This window comes from Christiangramia sediminis, assembly GCF_020552705.1.
GTDB classification, from domain to species: domain Bacteria; phylum Bacteroidota; class Bacteroidia; order Flavobacteriales; family Flavobacteriaceae; genus Christiangramia; species Christiangramia sediminis.
In genome coordinates this window covers 912,089-927,760 of the sequence record NZ_JAJBZG010000005.1, presented here as the reverse complement: position 1 = coordinate 927,760, position 15,672 = coordinate 912,089, and the positions used below count along the sequence as shown (strand labels likewise).

The following is a 15,672-nucleotide window of genomic DNA, read 5'->3' as shown; positions in this document are numbered from 1 at the left end:
TATTTTAGCTTAACAACCAAAAAAATTATCTATGAAGATAGTTAACGATAATGTTAAGCTTGATGGAATTGATAAAACCATTCTCAATTTCCTGATGAAAGATGCAAAAAAACCGATCTTAGAGATCGCCAAGAATATTGGGATCACCGGAGCCGCGGTACACCAGCGTTTACGAAAACTGGAAAAATCAGGATTAATTAAAGGTTCTAAAATGATGTTGGATGCCCGGCTTTTAGGGTATAAGACCATGGCCTTTGTCGGTGTATATCTTGACAAAGCAGTGAGTAACCCTCAGGCAGTAAAACAGCTGAGTGAAATTCCTGAAGTTATAGAGTGTCATTACACCACCGGAAACTGGTCTATATTTTTAAAGATCCTCTGTACCGATAATGAGCATTTAATGCATGTTCTTAATAAAAATATTCAGGCGATAGAAGGCGTTTCCAGAACAGAAACTTTTATCTCTCTAAATCAACAGATAAACAGGCAGATTAAAATATAAGAAATAAAAAAGGCTGCTTAAATCAAGCAGCCTTTTTTATTTATAATTCAATTTTTTCTAATTAATCTCTTCCCATAAATATACTCAGGAAGTATAATAAAGTAGCTAAAGAACCAATCGCAGCTACCACGTAAGTTCGGGCGGCCCATTTCAAGGAGTCTTCAGCTGCATCATGTTCAGCAGCAGTCAGCATATTTTCAGTTTCCAGCCATGCCAGAGCTCGGTTACTGGCATCATATTCTACCGGCAATGTAATAAAGCTGAAAAGAGTTCCCATTCCGTACATTATTATACCGATAAGAAGCACCGTTTGACCCACTCCTACTCCAACCATGGTCATAAGAATAAGACCTCCAAAAATAGCCCATTGGGATAGTTTTGAAGCAACGCTTACCACCGGCACCAGTTTACTTCTCATCTGCAACCAGCTATAGGCTTTGGCATGCTGTACAGCGTGACCACATTCGTGGGCAGCAACAGCAGCAGCAGCGGCATTTCTTTGTGAATAAACACCCTCACTAAGATTTACAGTTTTCTTTGAAGGGTTGTAGTGATCTGAAAGCATTCCCGGCGTAGAGGTTACTTTTACATCGGTAATTCCATTATCCCGTAGCATTTTTTCCGCGATCTCTTTTCCGCTCATCCCATTCTGAAGATGAACCTTGGAATACTTTTTAAATTTACTTTTGAGCTTATTGCTCACAAACATACTTACCAAAAAAATAAGTCCTGCAATTATATAATATCCTAACATTTGATTTTAAGTTTTGTCGGTTTATTCTAGGCTCTAAAGATATCAAAAATCCGGCCATTACAATTTAATGACAAGCTTGAAAAATGGTAGTTCACGTTAATAAATACTAAAAGTCTCTGAATGATTTTCAAAATAGTCGCTTTATATTTCACAAATTCAGATATTAGCTATATTTGCAACGATTATTAAAAAGCAGCTATGCAATACGGAAGAATACTTTTAAAACTATCAGGAGAAGCTTTAATGGGAAACCGCCAATATGGCATTGATCCCGAGCGATTGGCAGAATATGCTGCCGAAATCAAATCGGTAGTGGATAAAGGTGTTGAATTAGCGATCGTAATTGGAGGAGGAAATATTTTTAGAGGAGTTGCAGGCGCCAGTCGAGGAATGGATCGTGTACAGGGTGATCACATGGGAATGCTGGCTACCGTGATAAACGGACTCGCATTGCAAAGTGCCCTTGAAGATGCTGACATCCAAACCAGACTACAATCGGCTATCAAAATTAATGAAGTAGCTGAACCTTTTATACGCCGTAAGGCTATCCGCCATCTGGAAAAAGGAAGAGTGGTCATCTTTGGTGGTGGAACGGGTAATCCCTATTTCACTACAGATTCAGCAGCCGTGCTTAGGGCTATTGAAATTAAAGCCGATGTTATCCTCAAAGGAACACGTGTAGATGGGATCTATACTTCAGACCCTGAAAAGAATAAAGAAGCAACCAAATTCGATTTTATTACATTTGAAGATGTAATTAAAAAAGGCCTGAAGGTTATGGACACAACCGCCTTCACCTTGAGTCAGGAAAACGAATTACCAATAATAGTATTTGACATGAACAAACCGGGCAACCTTTTGAAGGTCGCTACCGGAGAACGTGTTGGAACCAAAGTGAACTTATAAACATCAAATAGTAAATCATATTAAAAATGGATGAAGTTGAATTTATTTTAGAAGAAGCAAAAGAAGGAATGGAAAATGCCATTTCGCATCTTAAAAAACAACTTTCAAATATACGTGCAGGAAAAGCAAGCCCAAGTATGTTGGGTAGTGTGATGGTTGAGTATTATGGATCCCAAACACCGCTGCAGCAGGTAGCCAATGTAAACACTCCTGACGCCAGAACCCTTTCAATTCAGCCTTTTGAAAAAAGTTTAATTCAGGAGATAGAAAGAGGAATCATGCTGGCCAATCTTGGCTTCAACCCTATGAATAATGGGGAAAGTGTTATCATAAATGTTCCACCACTTACTGAAGAAAGAAGAAAGCAACTTTCAAAACAGGCGAAAGCTGAAGCTGAAGATGCTAAAGTAGGGGTTAGAAACGACAGAAAACAGGCAAACCAGGAACTAAAAAAACTGGATATTTCTGAAGATCTTTTAAAAACTTCTGAAGATGATGTTCAGGAATTAACCAATACATATATTGAAAGGATTGATAAGATCCTTGCGGTAAAAGAAACAGAGATCATGACCGTATAATGTTCTCCAAACCACATAAGTTGCCGGTTTAGATCTGAAAACTTCAGATTTGATCCGGCATTTTCTATTTTAAGTCATAAGCAACCCCAATGCGCTACTCTTTTTTTTTAGTCTTCTTTTTTTGTGGTTTCTGCCTCTTTGGCCAAAAAGTTATTCCCGGAAGAGTAATAAATAAGGAGACCCGGGAACCTCTGGCTTACGCAAAGATTCAAATAGAGGAAGGCTCCCAAATTCTTACAAATATCGATGGTAGTTTCGAGATAAATTTATCACAGAAATCTGAAAATATCTCCATCTCCTATGTGGGTTTTGAAACTATAAATATTGAAATATCCACAGCCACCCAATATTTGCAGGTGGGAATGACTCCAAAATATGAGCAGCTTGAAACCGTAATGATTTCAGACGGGCCTAATCCTGCCGAAGCCTTAATTAAAAAAGCCATTGCCAGACGTGATGCCAATGATCCCGAAAAATTACTGGAAGGCTATAAATACACGTCTTATACAAAATTTATAATCGATAATGAATTCAATGGAATTTCTTTGCAGGCTGATTCTACCTCTGCTGCAATGCAAACAATCATCAACGAGGGGCGGGCATATCTTTCAGAAAAAGTTTCAGAACATTCGTTCTCTTCTAATAATGGACATCGGGAAGATGTAATCGGGATTAAAACCGCTGGTTTTGAAAAACCTGTTTACAATGTTTTGGCCATGGAAGTAAATCCTTTATCACTTTATAAAAAGGATTACGAATTATATAAAACCAAATATGCCGGCCCTTTGGCCAATAATGCACTCCAGAATTATGATTATAAGATTCTGGATACTATTGCTTCAGAAAGACCCTCTTACATGGTTTATTTCAAACCTAAGCGTGAAAGGATTGTCGCCGGTCTTGAAGGAATACTCTATCTGGACACAGAAAGTCTCGCCATTCAGCAAGCAAAAGCACAACTTCTAGGTGCTATCAAACTTGAAGTAACACACATCTATCAATACTACCCGGAAAAAGACCTCTGGTTTCCTTTAGAACAAATTACCAGAATCAGGCCCGGCTCCGGGGGAAAGGAAATTTCGGTTTTTGGAGGTACCATTTCAGTTGGTTCTGTTCAAAAAGGAAAAGGATTGCTTAATACGATTTTTGGATCTAAAAAAACCGGTAACGATGTTTATCTTAACTCCACTTCCAAAAATTATAATGTAGATCTTGATTTTAATCCCGAGGTAAAAAAATCTGATGCAGATATTAATGTGGTTAGCACGGCATCCTATAGAGACAGTGTTTTTTGGAAACAAAACAGGAAAATAGACTTTTCAGCACGTGATGAGGGTACTAAGCAAAAGGTAGATAGCCTAATAAAAATGGGAGGGGTAGAGAGAAAGATCGAAGTAAAGAAAGCTATGGCTTCTGGCTCCTACCCTCTAGGTTTCTGGGATCTGGACCTGAGCAAGATCTTTAAATTCAATAATTATGAAGGAATACGTCTGGGCTTTGGAGGTAGAACCAACGATAGAGTTTCAGATAAATTCAACATTAATGGCTACACCACTTATGGCTTCAAAGATGAGGTTTTTAAATATGGAATTGGCACTCAGCTCTATCTGAATAAAAAAAATGGAACAAAGCTTAATTTCAATTTCTCCAGGGACATCCGGGAAGTCGCCTCTTTTGATTATCTAAAGGGCCAGAACACCTTCTCTATCCTGGAACCAAGATTTGTGAACATCAATTTTTTCTATAATTACCGCCGATATTCTGCCGGATTAGAACATAGGATCACTCCTAAATTTGATACCCAATTAAGAATCTCCAGAGAAGATATCTGGCAAATCAGGGATTATACCTACCTGGAAAATTCAGAGGAATTCCGGGATTACGATCTTACCACGGCGAGTTTTTCCTTTTTATGGAGGCCATTTTCAAGATTTTTGAATACCCCTGACGGAAATATTATTCTGGAAAAAGACTTCCCCCAGTTCACCGGCCAGTTAGAACAATCTTTTTCGGCATTTGGAGGAGATTTCAATTTTACCAGACTGGGATTAAAGGCCGAACACGAAATAAGACGACTGGATAAGTCCAGAACTGAATTTATCCTGGAAGGAAATTACGCTTTTGGTGATCTGCCTCTCACCCATGTTTTTCACGCTAACCCTAATAATCCTAACAGGGAGAGTATTTTCAGAAGATTTTCGGTGGCAGGAAGAAACAGTTTTGAAACCATGTATTTTAATGAATTCTACAGTACCAGCCAGGCCATGCTACATGTTAGGCACCAGTTAAGACCGCTGCTTATTTCAAAGAATTTTCAGCCGGAATTAGTTTTTATATCGAGGTATGCTATTGGCGATTTTGAGGATCCTGAAAAACATCAGAATGTTTCATTTAATACCCTGGAGCATGGATATTCTGAAGCAGGTTTAGAATTGAACAAGATTTTCGCCGGCTTCGGACTTAGCGCCGCTTATAGATACGGGGCTTATCATCTATCTAGCTTCAAAGAGAATTTTTCTTTCAAGTTCACTCTGCTGCTGCAACTTTAATTTTTGGAAGATTAATCCTTTAACAACAAACTAATTAAGGATGCTTTTTTTACCTTTGCGCCGCTAAATTGGAGCTATGCAGAAGATCTTTAGCTTTGGATTCTGGAATTCCATCGCCGGTATTATTTTAAGAAACAGGATCGTAATAATTATTCTTATTGCGATCGCTACTTTCCTGCTTTCTACCCAATGGAAAAATATGCGTTTTTCCTATACTGAAGCAAACCTGATGCCCGATGATCATGAGGTCAATATCAGTTATAATGATTTTCTGAATAAATTCGGTGAAGAAGGGAACCTGATTTTACTGGGTGTTCAGGATTCTGCCCTGTTTACTCCTGAAAAATTTAAGGCCTGGAATGAGCTTACTTCAAAACTGAAATCTTACCCTGAAGTTGATCAAATAATTTCCCCGGCAAGCCTTCAGGAACTTAAAAAATTTGAAGATCCTAAAAGGTTCGAAATGGTGCCGGTCTTAAAGGATAATAACCCGGACAGTCTTGAACTAAAAAAGTTTGAAAATAAGCTATTTACAGAATTGCCATTTTACGAAAATCTGGTCTATAGCTCCCATTCCAATACCATACAGTCGGCACTATATTTAAACAAAGAACTGGTGAATACCAAAGCCAGGAAAATTTTTGTGCTGGAAGAGCTGGAACCTCTTATTGAAGAATTTGAAAGTAAATATGAAATTGATGTCCGCGTTTCGGGAATGCCCTACATACGTACGCTCAATGCTCAAAATATCGTGGATGAAATTGGGCTTTTTATCCTGGCCGCTTTAATTGTAACCTCTCTGATCTTCTTTTTCTTTTTTAGATCTATCAGAGCCACGATAATTTCTATGTTTACGGTATGTATTGGAGTCATGTGGGCCTTTGGGATCATTGGCCTTTTACATTACGAGATCACCATTCTTACCGCTCTTATTCCGCCGCTTATTATTGTAATTGGGATCCCCAACTGTATTTTTCTGATCAATAAATATCAGCAGGAAATAAAAAAACACGGGAATCAGGCAAAATCATTACAACGCGTGATCACCAAGGTGGGAAATGCCACCTTAATGACGAATGTGACCACCGCTTCAGGATTTGCGACCTTTATTTTAACCGACAGTAGACTATTACGAGAATTTGGTGTGGTGGCTTCTATCAATATTCTGGCAATCTTTATTCTGAGTTTATTGATAATTCCGGTTATCTACAGTTATTTAAGACCTCCCAAAGACAGGCACTTAAAGCACTTAACCAAAAGATGGATAGGTGGCTTTGTAAACTGGATGGAAAATATGGTGCGGCACCACAGGATCGCTATCTATATTTCTTCAGTTTCCTTACTTGTTTTAAGTATTATAGGTATTTATACCATCAAGGTTTCCGGAAGTATTCTGGAAGATATGCCCCAGGACACACAATTCTTTAAAGATGTAAAATTCTTTGAAAGAGAGTTTGACGGAGTAATGCCTTTGGAAATACTTATAGATACCAAACGTCCAAAGGGAGTTCTAAAGCTATCCAATTTAAAACGAATGGAAGAACTGGAAAATTTCATTCAGGAAATCCCAGAACTTTCCAAACCGCTTTCTATCAATAGGCTGGTGAAATATTCCAAACAGGCTTATTATAACGGGAATCCAAAATACTATCAGTTACCAAGCTCGCAAGAAAGAAATTTCATTATGCCGTATGCCAAGAGCCTTTCTTCCAATGAAGGGATCATGCAGTCATACGTAGATTCCACAGGACAATATGCGCGGATCACCACTTTTATGAAAGATGTGGGAACTGAGAAAATGGAAGAGATCGAGAATGATCTTCTACCACAGATCAAAAAAATATTTCCTGAAGAAAGGTATAATGTTTCTATTACCGGTAAAGCCTTGTTATTTCAGAAAGGAACCAATTATCTCGTAAGGAATCTTATTATTTCACTTGGTTTAGCGATATTACTGATCGCAGGATTAATGGCCTGGATGTTCAGAAGTTTTAGAATGATCATTATTTCCCTGGTGCCTAACCTGCTGCCATTATTGGTAACAGCGGGATTAATGGGCTTTCTGGGAGTTCCCATCAAACCCTCCACGATCCTGGTATTTAGCATCGCCTTTGGGATCTCGGTAGATGATACGATTCATTTCCTTGCCAAATACAGGCAGGAGCTCAAAGCCAATAACTGGAAAATAAAACGATCTGTATATGCAGCTCTAAAAGAAACAGGGGTTAGTATGTTCTATACTTCTATAGTTCTGTTCTTTGGATTCTCCGTATTTATGATCAGTAGTTTTGGCGGAACTGTGGCCCTGGGAGGATTGGTTTCAGCCACCTTGTTATTTGCTATGCTTGCCAATTTGCTGCTTTTGCCTTCCTTACTACTTTCCCTGGAAAGAAGTATTGCCAATAAAGAGGTTTTAAAAGAACCGGCCATGAAGATCATCGAAACCGAAGAGGACGAAAAAAATTATAAATCTGAAGAACAAAAGAATTAAAATTGTTTAATAAACGGCCTGCTTGCGAAGCTTCAGGCGAAAAACTATCTTTGTTTTTTTAAAAATTTCAACTAAATGATACAAGCAAAAATCGCTGAAATACTGGAAAGCGATCAGTTTTTACAGGAACACCATGTTCAAGGTTGGGTGCGCTCTTTCCGGAGCAATAGATTTATTGCACTTAATGATGGTTCAACCCTAAAAAACCTTCAGTGTGTTATCGATTTTGAAAATACCGATGAGGACCTTATAAAAAGGATCAATGTTGGCGCAGCGATTTCTGTAAAAGGTACTTTAAAAGAAAGTCAGGGAAGTCAGCAACGCGTGGAAATTGAAGTGACCGAACTTAAAATTCTGGGAGATGCAAATCCTGAAGAAGTAAAGCTTACTATTCTTTCTCCCAAGAAACATAGTATGGAAAAACTTCGTGAGCAGGCGCATCTAAGAGTTCGTACCAATACTTTTGGTGCGGTTATGAGAGTTAGGAGTAAACTGTCTTTTGCCGTTCACCAGTATTTCCAGGAGAAGAATTTCTTTTATGTAAATACGCCAATCATTACAGGAAGTGATGCCGAAGGTGCTGGAGAAATGTTCCGTGTCTCTGCTTTGGATATGAAGAATCCTCCAAAGAATGAAGACGGAAGTATCAATTATAAGGAAGATTTCTTCGGAAAAGAAACCAATCTTACAGTTTCAGGTCAGTTAGAAGCTGAAACTTTTGCATTGGGACTGGGCCAGGTTTATACTTTCGGACCTACCTTCAGGGCTGAGAATTCAAACACATCCCGTCATCTTGCCGAGTTCTGGATGATAGAACCTGAGGTTGCATTCTGTGATCTTGATCAGAATATGGATCTTGCGGAAGACTTCATTAAATACGTTCTTAGATATATTATCGAGCACTGTAAAGAAGACCTGGAGTTCCTTGCGGAAAGACAAGAAAATGAGGATAAACTGAAGCCGCAAGCTGAACGCAGCGATATGAATCTTCTTGAGAAGCTGAATTTTGTTTTAGATAATAATTTTAAAAGGGTTAGCTATACTGAAGCTATTGAGATCCTAAAAAATTCTAAGCCGAACAAAAAGAAGAAATTCAATTATATTATTGAAGAATGGGGAGCCGATCTTCAAAGTGAACATGAACGATTTCTTGTAGAAAAGCATTTTAAGTCACCGGTGATACTTTTTGATTATCCGGCAAAGATCAAAGCTTTTTACATGAGGCTGAACGAGGACGGAAAAACAGTTAGAGCTATGGATATTCTATTCCCTGGAATTGGGGAGATCGTTGGAGGAAGCCAGAGAGAAGAACGTTTAGATGTTCTGAAAGAGAAAATGGCCGAACTGGATATTCCTGAAGAAGAACTTTGGTGGTATCTGGACACCCGTAAATTTGGTACTTGTGTGCATAGTGGTTTCGGATTAGGTTTTGAAAGACTTGTTCAATTCACCACCGGAATGGGCAACATCAGAGATGTTATCCCTTTCCCACGTACTCCTCAGAACGCAGAATTTTAATCATTTGAAAATATTAGAATCGCATATAGTTCCTGCAATCTCTGAAGAAATTAGATTGCAGGAATATGCGGTCTCTATCTTCTCTTCCATCCAAACCCGAAGTGGAATTAAAAAAGCCATTAAAAAAGGGATGATCCTGCTTAATGGCGAAAAAGCAACTACTTCCGCCTGGATAAAAGAAGGTCAGAGAATTGATCTTTTACAGCCAGAACAATCAGATAAAAAGATCTTTAAATTAGATTTTGAAGTTTTATTTCAGGACGAGCATATAGCCGTTATCCATAAACCTCCCGGGTATCCCACCAGCGGAAATTATTTTAAAACTATCGAAAATGCCTTACCGCATAATCTAAGGGCTTCCGGTGAGCTGGATGCACTTCCCTATCCACTACCCGCTCACAGATTAGACAATCCAACTTCTGGTATTTTGCTTTGTGCAAAAACTCGAAACTCCCTTATTAAGCTTCAGGAAGATTTTGCTCAAAAGAATATTCAGAAAACCTACTACGCCATTGTTCACGGAAAAGTAGACAAGCAAGTAGAAATAAGTTCCCTTATCGATGAAAAATCTTCAGAAACAAAGGTGAATCCTTTAGAATATTACCAAATACATGAGGAGATATATACGCTGGCAGAGTTAAAACCGTTAACTGGAAGAACCCATCAATTAAGGATTCATTTGAGCGAAAACAACAACCCTATAATTGGTGACAGCATTTACGGAAAAGGAGAAAATATTTTTTTTAAAGGAAAAAGTCTGTACCTGTTTGCCGGTAAAATAATATTTGAACACCCGGTTTTAAAAGAACAACTGATCTTTGAACTTCCACTCCCAAAAAAATTCAGAAACCTAGACTATTACAGGGCGCATTAACAAAAATTTACCACAAACATAAGGCATGCCAAAGTTGAGTTGGCTCGTATTTTCCTTATTTTTGTTTAAGAAGCACCATTTTATGCTAAAGCAACAATTAAATTTTAAATTATCACAGAAGCTATCGCCCCAGCAGATACAGTTGATGAAACTCATCCAATTGCCTACGCAGGCATTTGAACAGAGAATCAAGGAAGAACTGGAAGAAAATCCTGCATTAGAAGATGGTAAAGAGGAAAAGGTGGATGAATATGACGATCTGGGAAATGAAAATTCAGAAGACGATTACGATAATGAAACTATAGAGACTGAAATCGACGTTGACGAATATCTTAGTGACGATGAAATTCCAAATTACAGGCTTCAGGCTAATAATTATAGTCCAGATGATGATGACAAGCAGGTGCCATATGCAGCCGGGACTTCTTTCACCCAACATTTAAAAACACAGTTAAGCACTTTCAGATTTGGAGATACTGAACAGGAGATCGCAGAATTTCTTGTAGGTAGCGTAGACGAAAGTGGTTATATAAGAAGAACTGTTCAGGATATTGTAGATGATCTCGCCTTTACTCAAAATATCTATACTGATGAGGAAACGGTAGAAAAGGTTCTTAATAAAGTACAGAAGCTCGATCCGGCAGGGGTTGCGGCAAGAAATTTGGAAGAATGTCTTCTCATCCAATTAAGACGAAAAGAACCCACCAAACAGGTAGACCTCGCCATTGATATTATGGAGCGGTCTTTTGACCACTTTAGCAAGAAACATTATACCAAGCTGCTCACCCGTCATGATATCTCTGAAGATGAGCTTCGGGATGCCATTGAGGTTATTGAACACCTTAACCCAAAACCAGGCGGAGCCTATTCTGGCAACACCCGAATGGTGGAACATGTAATTCCTGATTTTACCATCAAGATTGAAGATGGAGAATTACAATTAACCCTCAATGGCCGAAATGCTCCGGAAATGCATATATCCAGGGATTACAACAATATGCTTAAAGGCTATAAGGAGTCAAAAGAAAAGACCAAAGCTCAGAAAGATGCGGTGATGTTCATCAAACAAAAACTTGATGCGGCTAAGTGGTTTATTGAGGCTATTAAGCAACGGCAGCAGACCCTTATGGTCACAATGAGCTCTATTATGAACTATCAAAAGGAATACTTTTTAAGCGGAGATGAGCGTAATCTACGCCCTATGATCTTAAAAGATATTGCCGATGAGATAGAAATGGATGTTTCCACTGTTTCCAGGGTAGCAAACTCTAAGTATGTGGACACCCCCTACGGAACAAAACTGATAAAAGAGTTCTTTTCTGAATCTATGACTAATGACCAGGGCGAGGAAGTATCCACCAGGGAGATCAAAAAGATCCTGGAAATGTCTATTGAGGAGGAAAACAAGCGTAAACCACTTACGGATGAGAAACTTGCCAAGGTCTTAAAAGATAAAGGTTATCCTATCGCCAGAAGAACTGTTGCTAAATACAGAGAACAGTTAGATATTCCCGTGGCAAGGTTACGTAAAGAAATTTAATGAAATTAGTACTTAAGCTTGCCTCATACTTATTTCATCCTCTCTGGATGCCATTTTTGGGAAGTTTATTCTACTTTCTTCTTATTCCACGATATTTTCCGGTAGAGATTGTGAAAGCCAAGCTAATGGCTATTGCAATAATTACTATTTTCATCCCTATCGTTTTTTATTTCCTTCTGAAGAATCTTGGAAAAGTCACTAATATTTTTCTGGATAGGGTAAATGAACGGAGGTGGCCTTTATTCTTTTTTATCCTGTTAAGTTTTATGGTGCTTAACCAAATACTTAATATTTATAACTATCCGGGACTTTATTTCTATTTCATAGGAATCCTTATCTCCACTGTGCTCAGTTATTTACTAACCTGGCTCAACTTAAAAGCAAGTCTTCATATGGTTGGAATGTCGGGTTTATTGATGTTTGTAGTGGGGTTTTGTATTTATTTTCACCTTTATTTCATTTATACGATAAGCTTTCTAATCATAGCCACTGGACTAACAGCTTCTTCCAGGCTTTACCATAAAGCGCATACCCCGGGTGAACTTATACTTGGGTTTATTATTGGAGTAATCCCTCAGCTAATAGCCTTCAACCTATGGTTTAGAGAATATAGAATGTCAGACCTATTTTCAGGGTAGAAAGATCTATTTTTTCACCATCCACGCTGGCGTCCTTGAAGAAAGGATTTAAGGCATAATAGAACTGAAAGTTAAAAGTATTATATCCAAAGGTAAAAGTAGCTCCAAGCCTGAATCTATTCAATTCTGAAAGTTCATTTACTATGATCTCTCCATCAGAATCTACATACCTGCTTCTAAAATTATACATGTATCCCAATCTCACACCGGAATAGATTCTCCAGAATTTATAGCTTTCAGGAGTTGAAGTTCTCCACCTGAATTCTATGGGTGCTTCTATTAACTGTGTGGTAAATCTATTTCTGGAATACTCATCGTCATCACTTAAACTTTGAAAATTAGTTGACCCATCTTCATTTTTACCTATAAATAGATTCTGTCCATACGTATTTATAGACCATCCTAGACCCGCTCCAAGAGCGATATTTCGTCTTTCATTCAATGGAAAATCACGAATAAACCCGAGGTTAATTCCCCCAGAAAAACTTTCCTGTGATATATTGGATGGCCTGTTAGTTACCAGGTTAAAGTGAAATCCGGCGTAAAACTGATCCTCTCTGTATAGACTATCTATAGAAAAAGGAACCGTATCTGGTATCTTATACTGCTCTTCCTCTTGTGAATTGCCCAGAAAAGGAAAAACAAGAACAATGAGTAGAAATTTATTTTTTAAGCCCATCGATATTTTGAATCTAAAGTTTAAATATAAAAAAACATCCTGTCTGGTTTACCCAAACAGGATGCTTTATATAATTAAATCGAAAAGATTAATCTACATTTTGCTGAGCATCACCAACTACTGTTGTATAGTTGATTTTTAATGCTTCGGCTTTTCTCAATTCCTGTTTAATATCAGAAACAAGACCCATGTTGGTCTCTTCATCCACTTTTAATGCTGTGGTTAAGTAAGGAATTAATTCCTCTCTTTTAGATTCTCTTTCAGCATAGATAAATTTCTGTACTTCTTCAACACTAGCAAATTTATCATTTAACTGAATACGGGCTTCTGTTCCATATTTAGCCTGGTATCTCTGACTTGGTTTCCCTGCATAGATATACATGATCAAATCTTTCTTATCAAGCTTTTCAACCTGATCTGCAAACGGTAATTTATTTTGAACCATCAAAGTATTTTGACGCATTACAGTTGCAACCATAAAGAAAAATAAGAGCATGAAAACGATATCAGGCAAAGATGCCGTGTTTACAGCAGGCAAATCTCCAGACTTTTTCTTTTTAAATTTAGACATAATTAAAGTCGTTTTCGGTTATTAAAAGCTCTAGCTTTTTGGTTCTGCTTCAGATAATTTCTGTGGAATCATATTCTGAATCACATCGATCTTTTCTTTAAGGGCATCTTTATCCCCATTAAAACCAGCATCGTTATAATTCTTCTCCATCTGTTTGAACGTTGTACCATACATTCTCTGAGCTTCACGATCTCTCAACTGATTATAAGCAGCCACTAGTTCGTTCTGAACAGCAATATACGTACCGTATTCCGTTCCCCTGTTATTCATCAAGGATATAATAGCCTTCTGAGGATTCACAGATGAGGCAGGATCTTTAGCACCCTGGCAAAAGCTACAGGCTTCATCTCCTGTACCTGCTCCATTATCCAAGAATTTAACAGCCGCTTCCCGAAGTTCAGAAAGTTCCATCTCCTCTTCTTCTACAAGTAATTGGTTATTACTATTAACCTCTACCGTGAAGATGTTACGTTGTTTAATAATCGGAGGCTCAACATCTTCTGGTTGCCATTGAGGCAGCTTCCTGCTTATTCCGCTATCAGTTTCGATGGTAGTAGTTACCAGGAAAAAGATGAGAAGTAAGAAGGCGATATCTGCCATAGACCCCGCGTTGACTTCCGGTGCTGATCTCTTTGCCATATTATTTAGCTAATTTTTTGATTCCAGAGAATACCATAGCAGCGACAGCAATTCCAGCCAGGATGTAGAAGGTAATTAAACCTGCTCCTACCCAATGATCACCAGATGCTGAAAGCATGGTACCGTCCTTAAGTTCCGTTGCTGTACCATCACTTAATACATAAGCGATGACTACGATCAATAAAAATGATCCTATAGCAATAATCGTGTTCTTAATATTTCCTCTGAATAAACCTACGATCACAAATATTCCGACTAGCACAATAATTGTTGCTAGAACCAAATAAGCAATCCACATATAAGGGTCTAAATGACTCCCCTGAAGGTCTGCCGAGGCTTTAATGGCATCGTCACCGGTAGCGATAATCCTTCCAAGAAAGATCATCCCTATCACACCAATAACCAGTGCCAGATATTTTAATATTTTATGTAAGGTCATAATTTACTTTGTCTTAGATTCTTTTTTTATTCTTGTAAGCTACCAACATATCGATAAGAAGGATAGATGCATCTTCCATATCGTTTACAATGCTATCAATCTTAGCAATGATATAGTTGTAGAAAATCTGAAGAATAATCGCAACGATCAAACCAAATACTGTAGTAAGAAGTGCTACTTTAATACCACCTGCTACAAGTGAAGGCTGCATATCTCCTGCTGCTTCAATACGGTCAAAAGCCTGAATCATCCCGATTACAGTACCCATGAAACCAAGCATAGGAGCTAGTGCGATAAATAAAGAAACCCAGGAAACGTTCTTCTCAAGTTGTCCCATTTGTACACCTCCGTAAGCCACAACTGCTTTCTCAGCAGCTTCGATACTTTCGTCAGCTCTATCCAGACCTTGATAGTAGATAGAAGCAACAGGTCCTTTTGTATTTCTACAAACTTCCTTAGCTGCCTCGATACCACCACTATTAAGTGCATCCTCAACATTCTGAGCAAGCTTTCTGGTGTTAGTTGTTGAAAGGTTTAAAAAGATAATTCTCTCAATGGCAATTGCCAAACCAAGAATTAAACACAATAGCACAATACCCATAAAGGCAGGACCACCTTCGATGAAACGTTTTTTAAGTTCCTGGTGAAAACCAAGTTCTTCTTCTTCCAATTCATCACCGGCTGCTGCTTCCTCGTCTTGTACAAAGGTCACAATCGTTCCTGGCAAAGTATTCGCGCTGTTAGCCGCCTGTAGATTGTAGGCCCCAAGAACCGTAATCGCGGCGATTACCAAAATAGAAAATAATCTTTTCATTACTGTTTGTCTTAATTTAATTAGTTAAAGGGTTAAAGATATAAATTATTTTTAATAAAAACACTTAGCAGAGAGGAAGGGATTCGAACCCTCGATACGCTTGTGACGTATACACACTTTCCAGGCGTGCGCCTTCGACCACTCGGCCACCTCTCTGTTTTGTTTCGGGTCGGCAAATAA

15 protein-coding genes and 1 tRNA gene are annotated in these 15,672 nt (G+C 38.3%); 9 read left to right on the top strand and 7 right to left on the bottom strand.

What is annotated here, in order from left to right; genetic code table 11:
- Window positions 1–31: 31 nt before the first annotated feature.
- Complete coding sequence (locus LGQ90_RS13700) at window positions 32–502, top strand: Lrp/AsnC family transcriptional regulator (RefSeq protein WP_229341802.1); 471 nt, start codon at window positions 32–34, stop codon at window positions 500–502.
- Between the two features lie 61 nt (window positions 503–563).
- On the opposite strand, the gene LGQ90_RS13695 is transcribed toward LGQ90_RS13700, so the two are convergent.
- Window positions 564–1,256 (bottom strand): zinc metallopeptidase, encoded by a 693-nt coding sequence (locus tag LGQ90_RS13695; RefSeq protein WP_229341800.1) that lies wholly within the window; start codon window positions 1,254–1,256, stop codon window positions 564–566.
- A gap of 198 nt (window positions 1,257–1,454) precedes the next feature.
- Here LGQ90_RS13695 and pyrH point away from each other — a divergent pair, with 198 nt between their 5' ends.
- From pyrH to LGQ90_RS13655, 8 genes are all read left to right on the top strand, one after another.
- Window positions 1,455–2,162, top strand: a complete 708-nt coding sequence (gene pyrH / locus LGQ90_RS13690; RefSeq protein ID WP_229341799.1) for a UMP kinase — start codon at window positions 1,455–1,457, stop codon at window positions 2,160–2,162.
- Between the two features lie 26 nt (window positions 2,163–2,188).
- Window positions 2,189–2,740, top strand: coding sequence for a ribosome recycling factor (gene frr, locus LGQ90_RS13685; RefSeq protein ID WP_229341798.1), 552 nt, complete (start codon window positions 2,189–2,191; stop codon window positions 2,738–2,740).
- A gap of 89 nt (window positions 2,741–2,829) precedes the next feature.
- A complete protein-coding gene (locus LGQ90_RS13680) occupies window positions 2,830–5,289 on the top strand; it encodes a DUF5686 family protein (protein WP_229341797.1) in 2,460 nt (819 codons plus the stop codon).
- Between the two features lie 76 nt (window positions 5,290–5,365).
- Complete coding sequence (locus LGQ90_RS13675; protein ID WP_229341796.1) at window positions 5,366–7,780, top strand: efflux RND transporter permease subunit; 2,415 nt, start codon at window positions 5,366–5,368, stop codon at window positions 7,778–7,780.
- Between the two features lie 75 nt (window positions 7,781–7,855).
- Window positions 7,856–9,298 (top strand): asparagine--tRNA ligase, encoded by a 1,443-nt coding sequence (gene asnS / locus LGQ90_RS13670; protein ID WP_229341795.1) that lies wholly within the window; start codon window positions 7,856–7,858, stop codon window positions 9,296–9,298.
- A 4-nt stretch (window positions 9,299–9,302) separates the two neighbouring features.
- Window positions 9,303–10,172 carry an RluA family pseudouridine synthase gene (locus tag LGQ90_RS13665; protein ID WP_229341794.1) on the top strand — a complete coding sequence of 290 codons (870 nt, stop codon included), beginning with the start codon at window positions 9,303–9,305 and terminating at the stop codon, window positions 10,170–10,172.
- 82 nt (window positions 10,173–10,254) lie between these two features.
- A complete protein-coding gene (gene rpoN / locus LGQ90_RS13660) occupies window positions 10,255–11,712 on the top strand; it encodes an RNA polymerase factor sigma-54 (RefSeq protein WP_229341792.1) in 1,458 nt (485 codons plus the stop codon).
- On the top strand, window positions 11,712–12,350 hold the full coding sequence (locus LGQ90_RS13655; RefSeq protein WP_229341791.1) for a hypothetical protein: 639 nt from the start codon (window positions 11,712–11,714) through the stop codon (window positions 12,348–12,350). The genes rpoN and LGQ90_RS13655 overlap by 1 nt, the downstream gene beginning before the upstream one ends.
- Here the strand turns inward: LGQ90_RS13655 and LGQ90_RS13650 are convergent.
- From LGQ90_RS13650 to LGQ90_RS13625, 6 genes are all read right to left on the bottom strand, one after another.
- On the bottom strand, window positions 12,313–13,029 hold the full coding sequence (locus LGQ90_RS13650; protein ID WP_229341790.1) for a porin family protein: 717 nt from the start codon (window positions 13,027–13,029) through the stop codon (window positions 12,313–12,315). The two genes, LGQ90_RS13655 and LGQ90_RS13650, sit on opposite strands and share 38 nt — an antisense overlap.
- 88 nt (window positions 13,030–13,117) lie before the next feature.
- The gene (locus tag LGQ90_RS13645; protein ID WP_229341789.1) at window positions 13,118–13,600 is read right to left on the bottom strand and encodes an ExbD/TolR family protein; all 483 of its coding nucleotides are present in this window, start codon (window positions 13,598–13,600) and stop codon (window positions 13,118–13,120) included.
- 30 nt (window positions 13,601–13,630) lie between these two features.
- On the bottom strand, window positions 13,631–14,239 hold the full coding sequence (locus tag LGQ90_RS13640) for a biopolymer transporter ExbD (protein WP_229341788.1): 609 nt from the start codon (window positions 14,237–14,239) through the stop codon (window positions 13,631–13,633).
- Between the two features lies 1 nt (window position 14,240).
- The gene (locus LGQ90_RS13635) at window positions 14,241–14,678 is read right to left on the bottom strand and encodes a hypothetical protein (RefSeq protein WP_229341787.1); all 438 of its coding nucleotides are present in this window, start codon (window positions 14,676–14,678) and stop codon (window positions 14,241–14,243) included.
- A 13-nt stretch (window positions 14,679–14,691) separates the two neighbouring features.
- Complete coding sequence (locus LGQ90_RS13630) at window positions 14,692–15,492, bottom strand: MotA/TolQ/ExbB proton channel family protein (RefSeq protein WP_229341786.1); 801 nt, start codon at window positions 15,490–15,492, stop codon at window positions 14,692–14,694.
- A 68-nt stretch (window positions 15,493–15,560) separates the two neighbouring features.
- A tRNA-Ser gene (locus LGQ90_RS13625) sits at window positions 15,561–15,648 on the bottom strand.
- Between the last annotated feature and the right edge of the window lie 24 nt (window positions 15,649–15,672).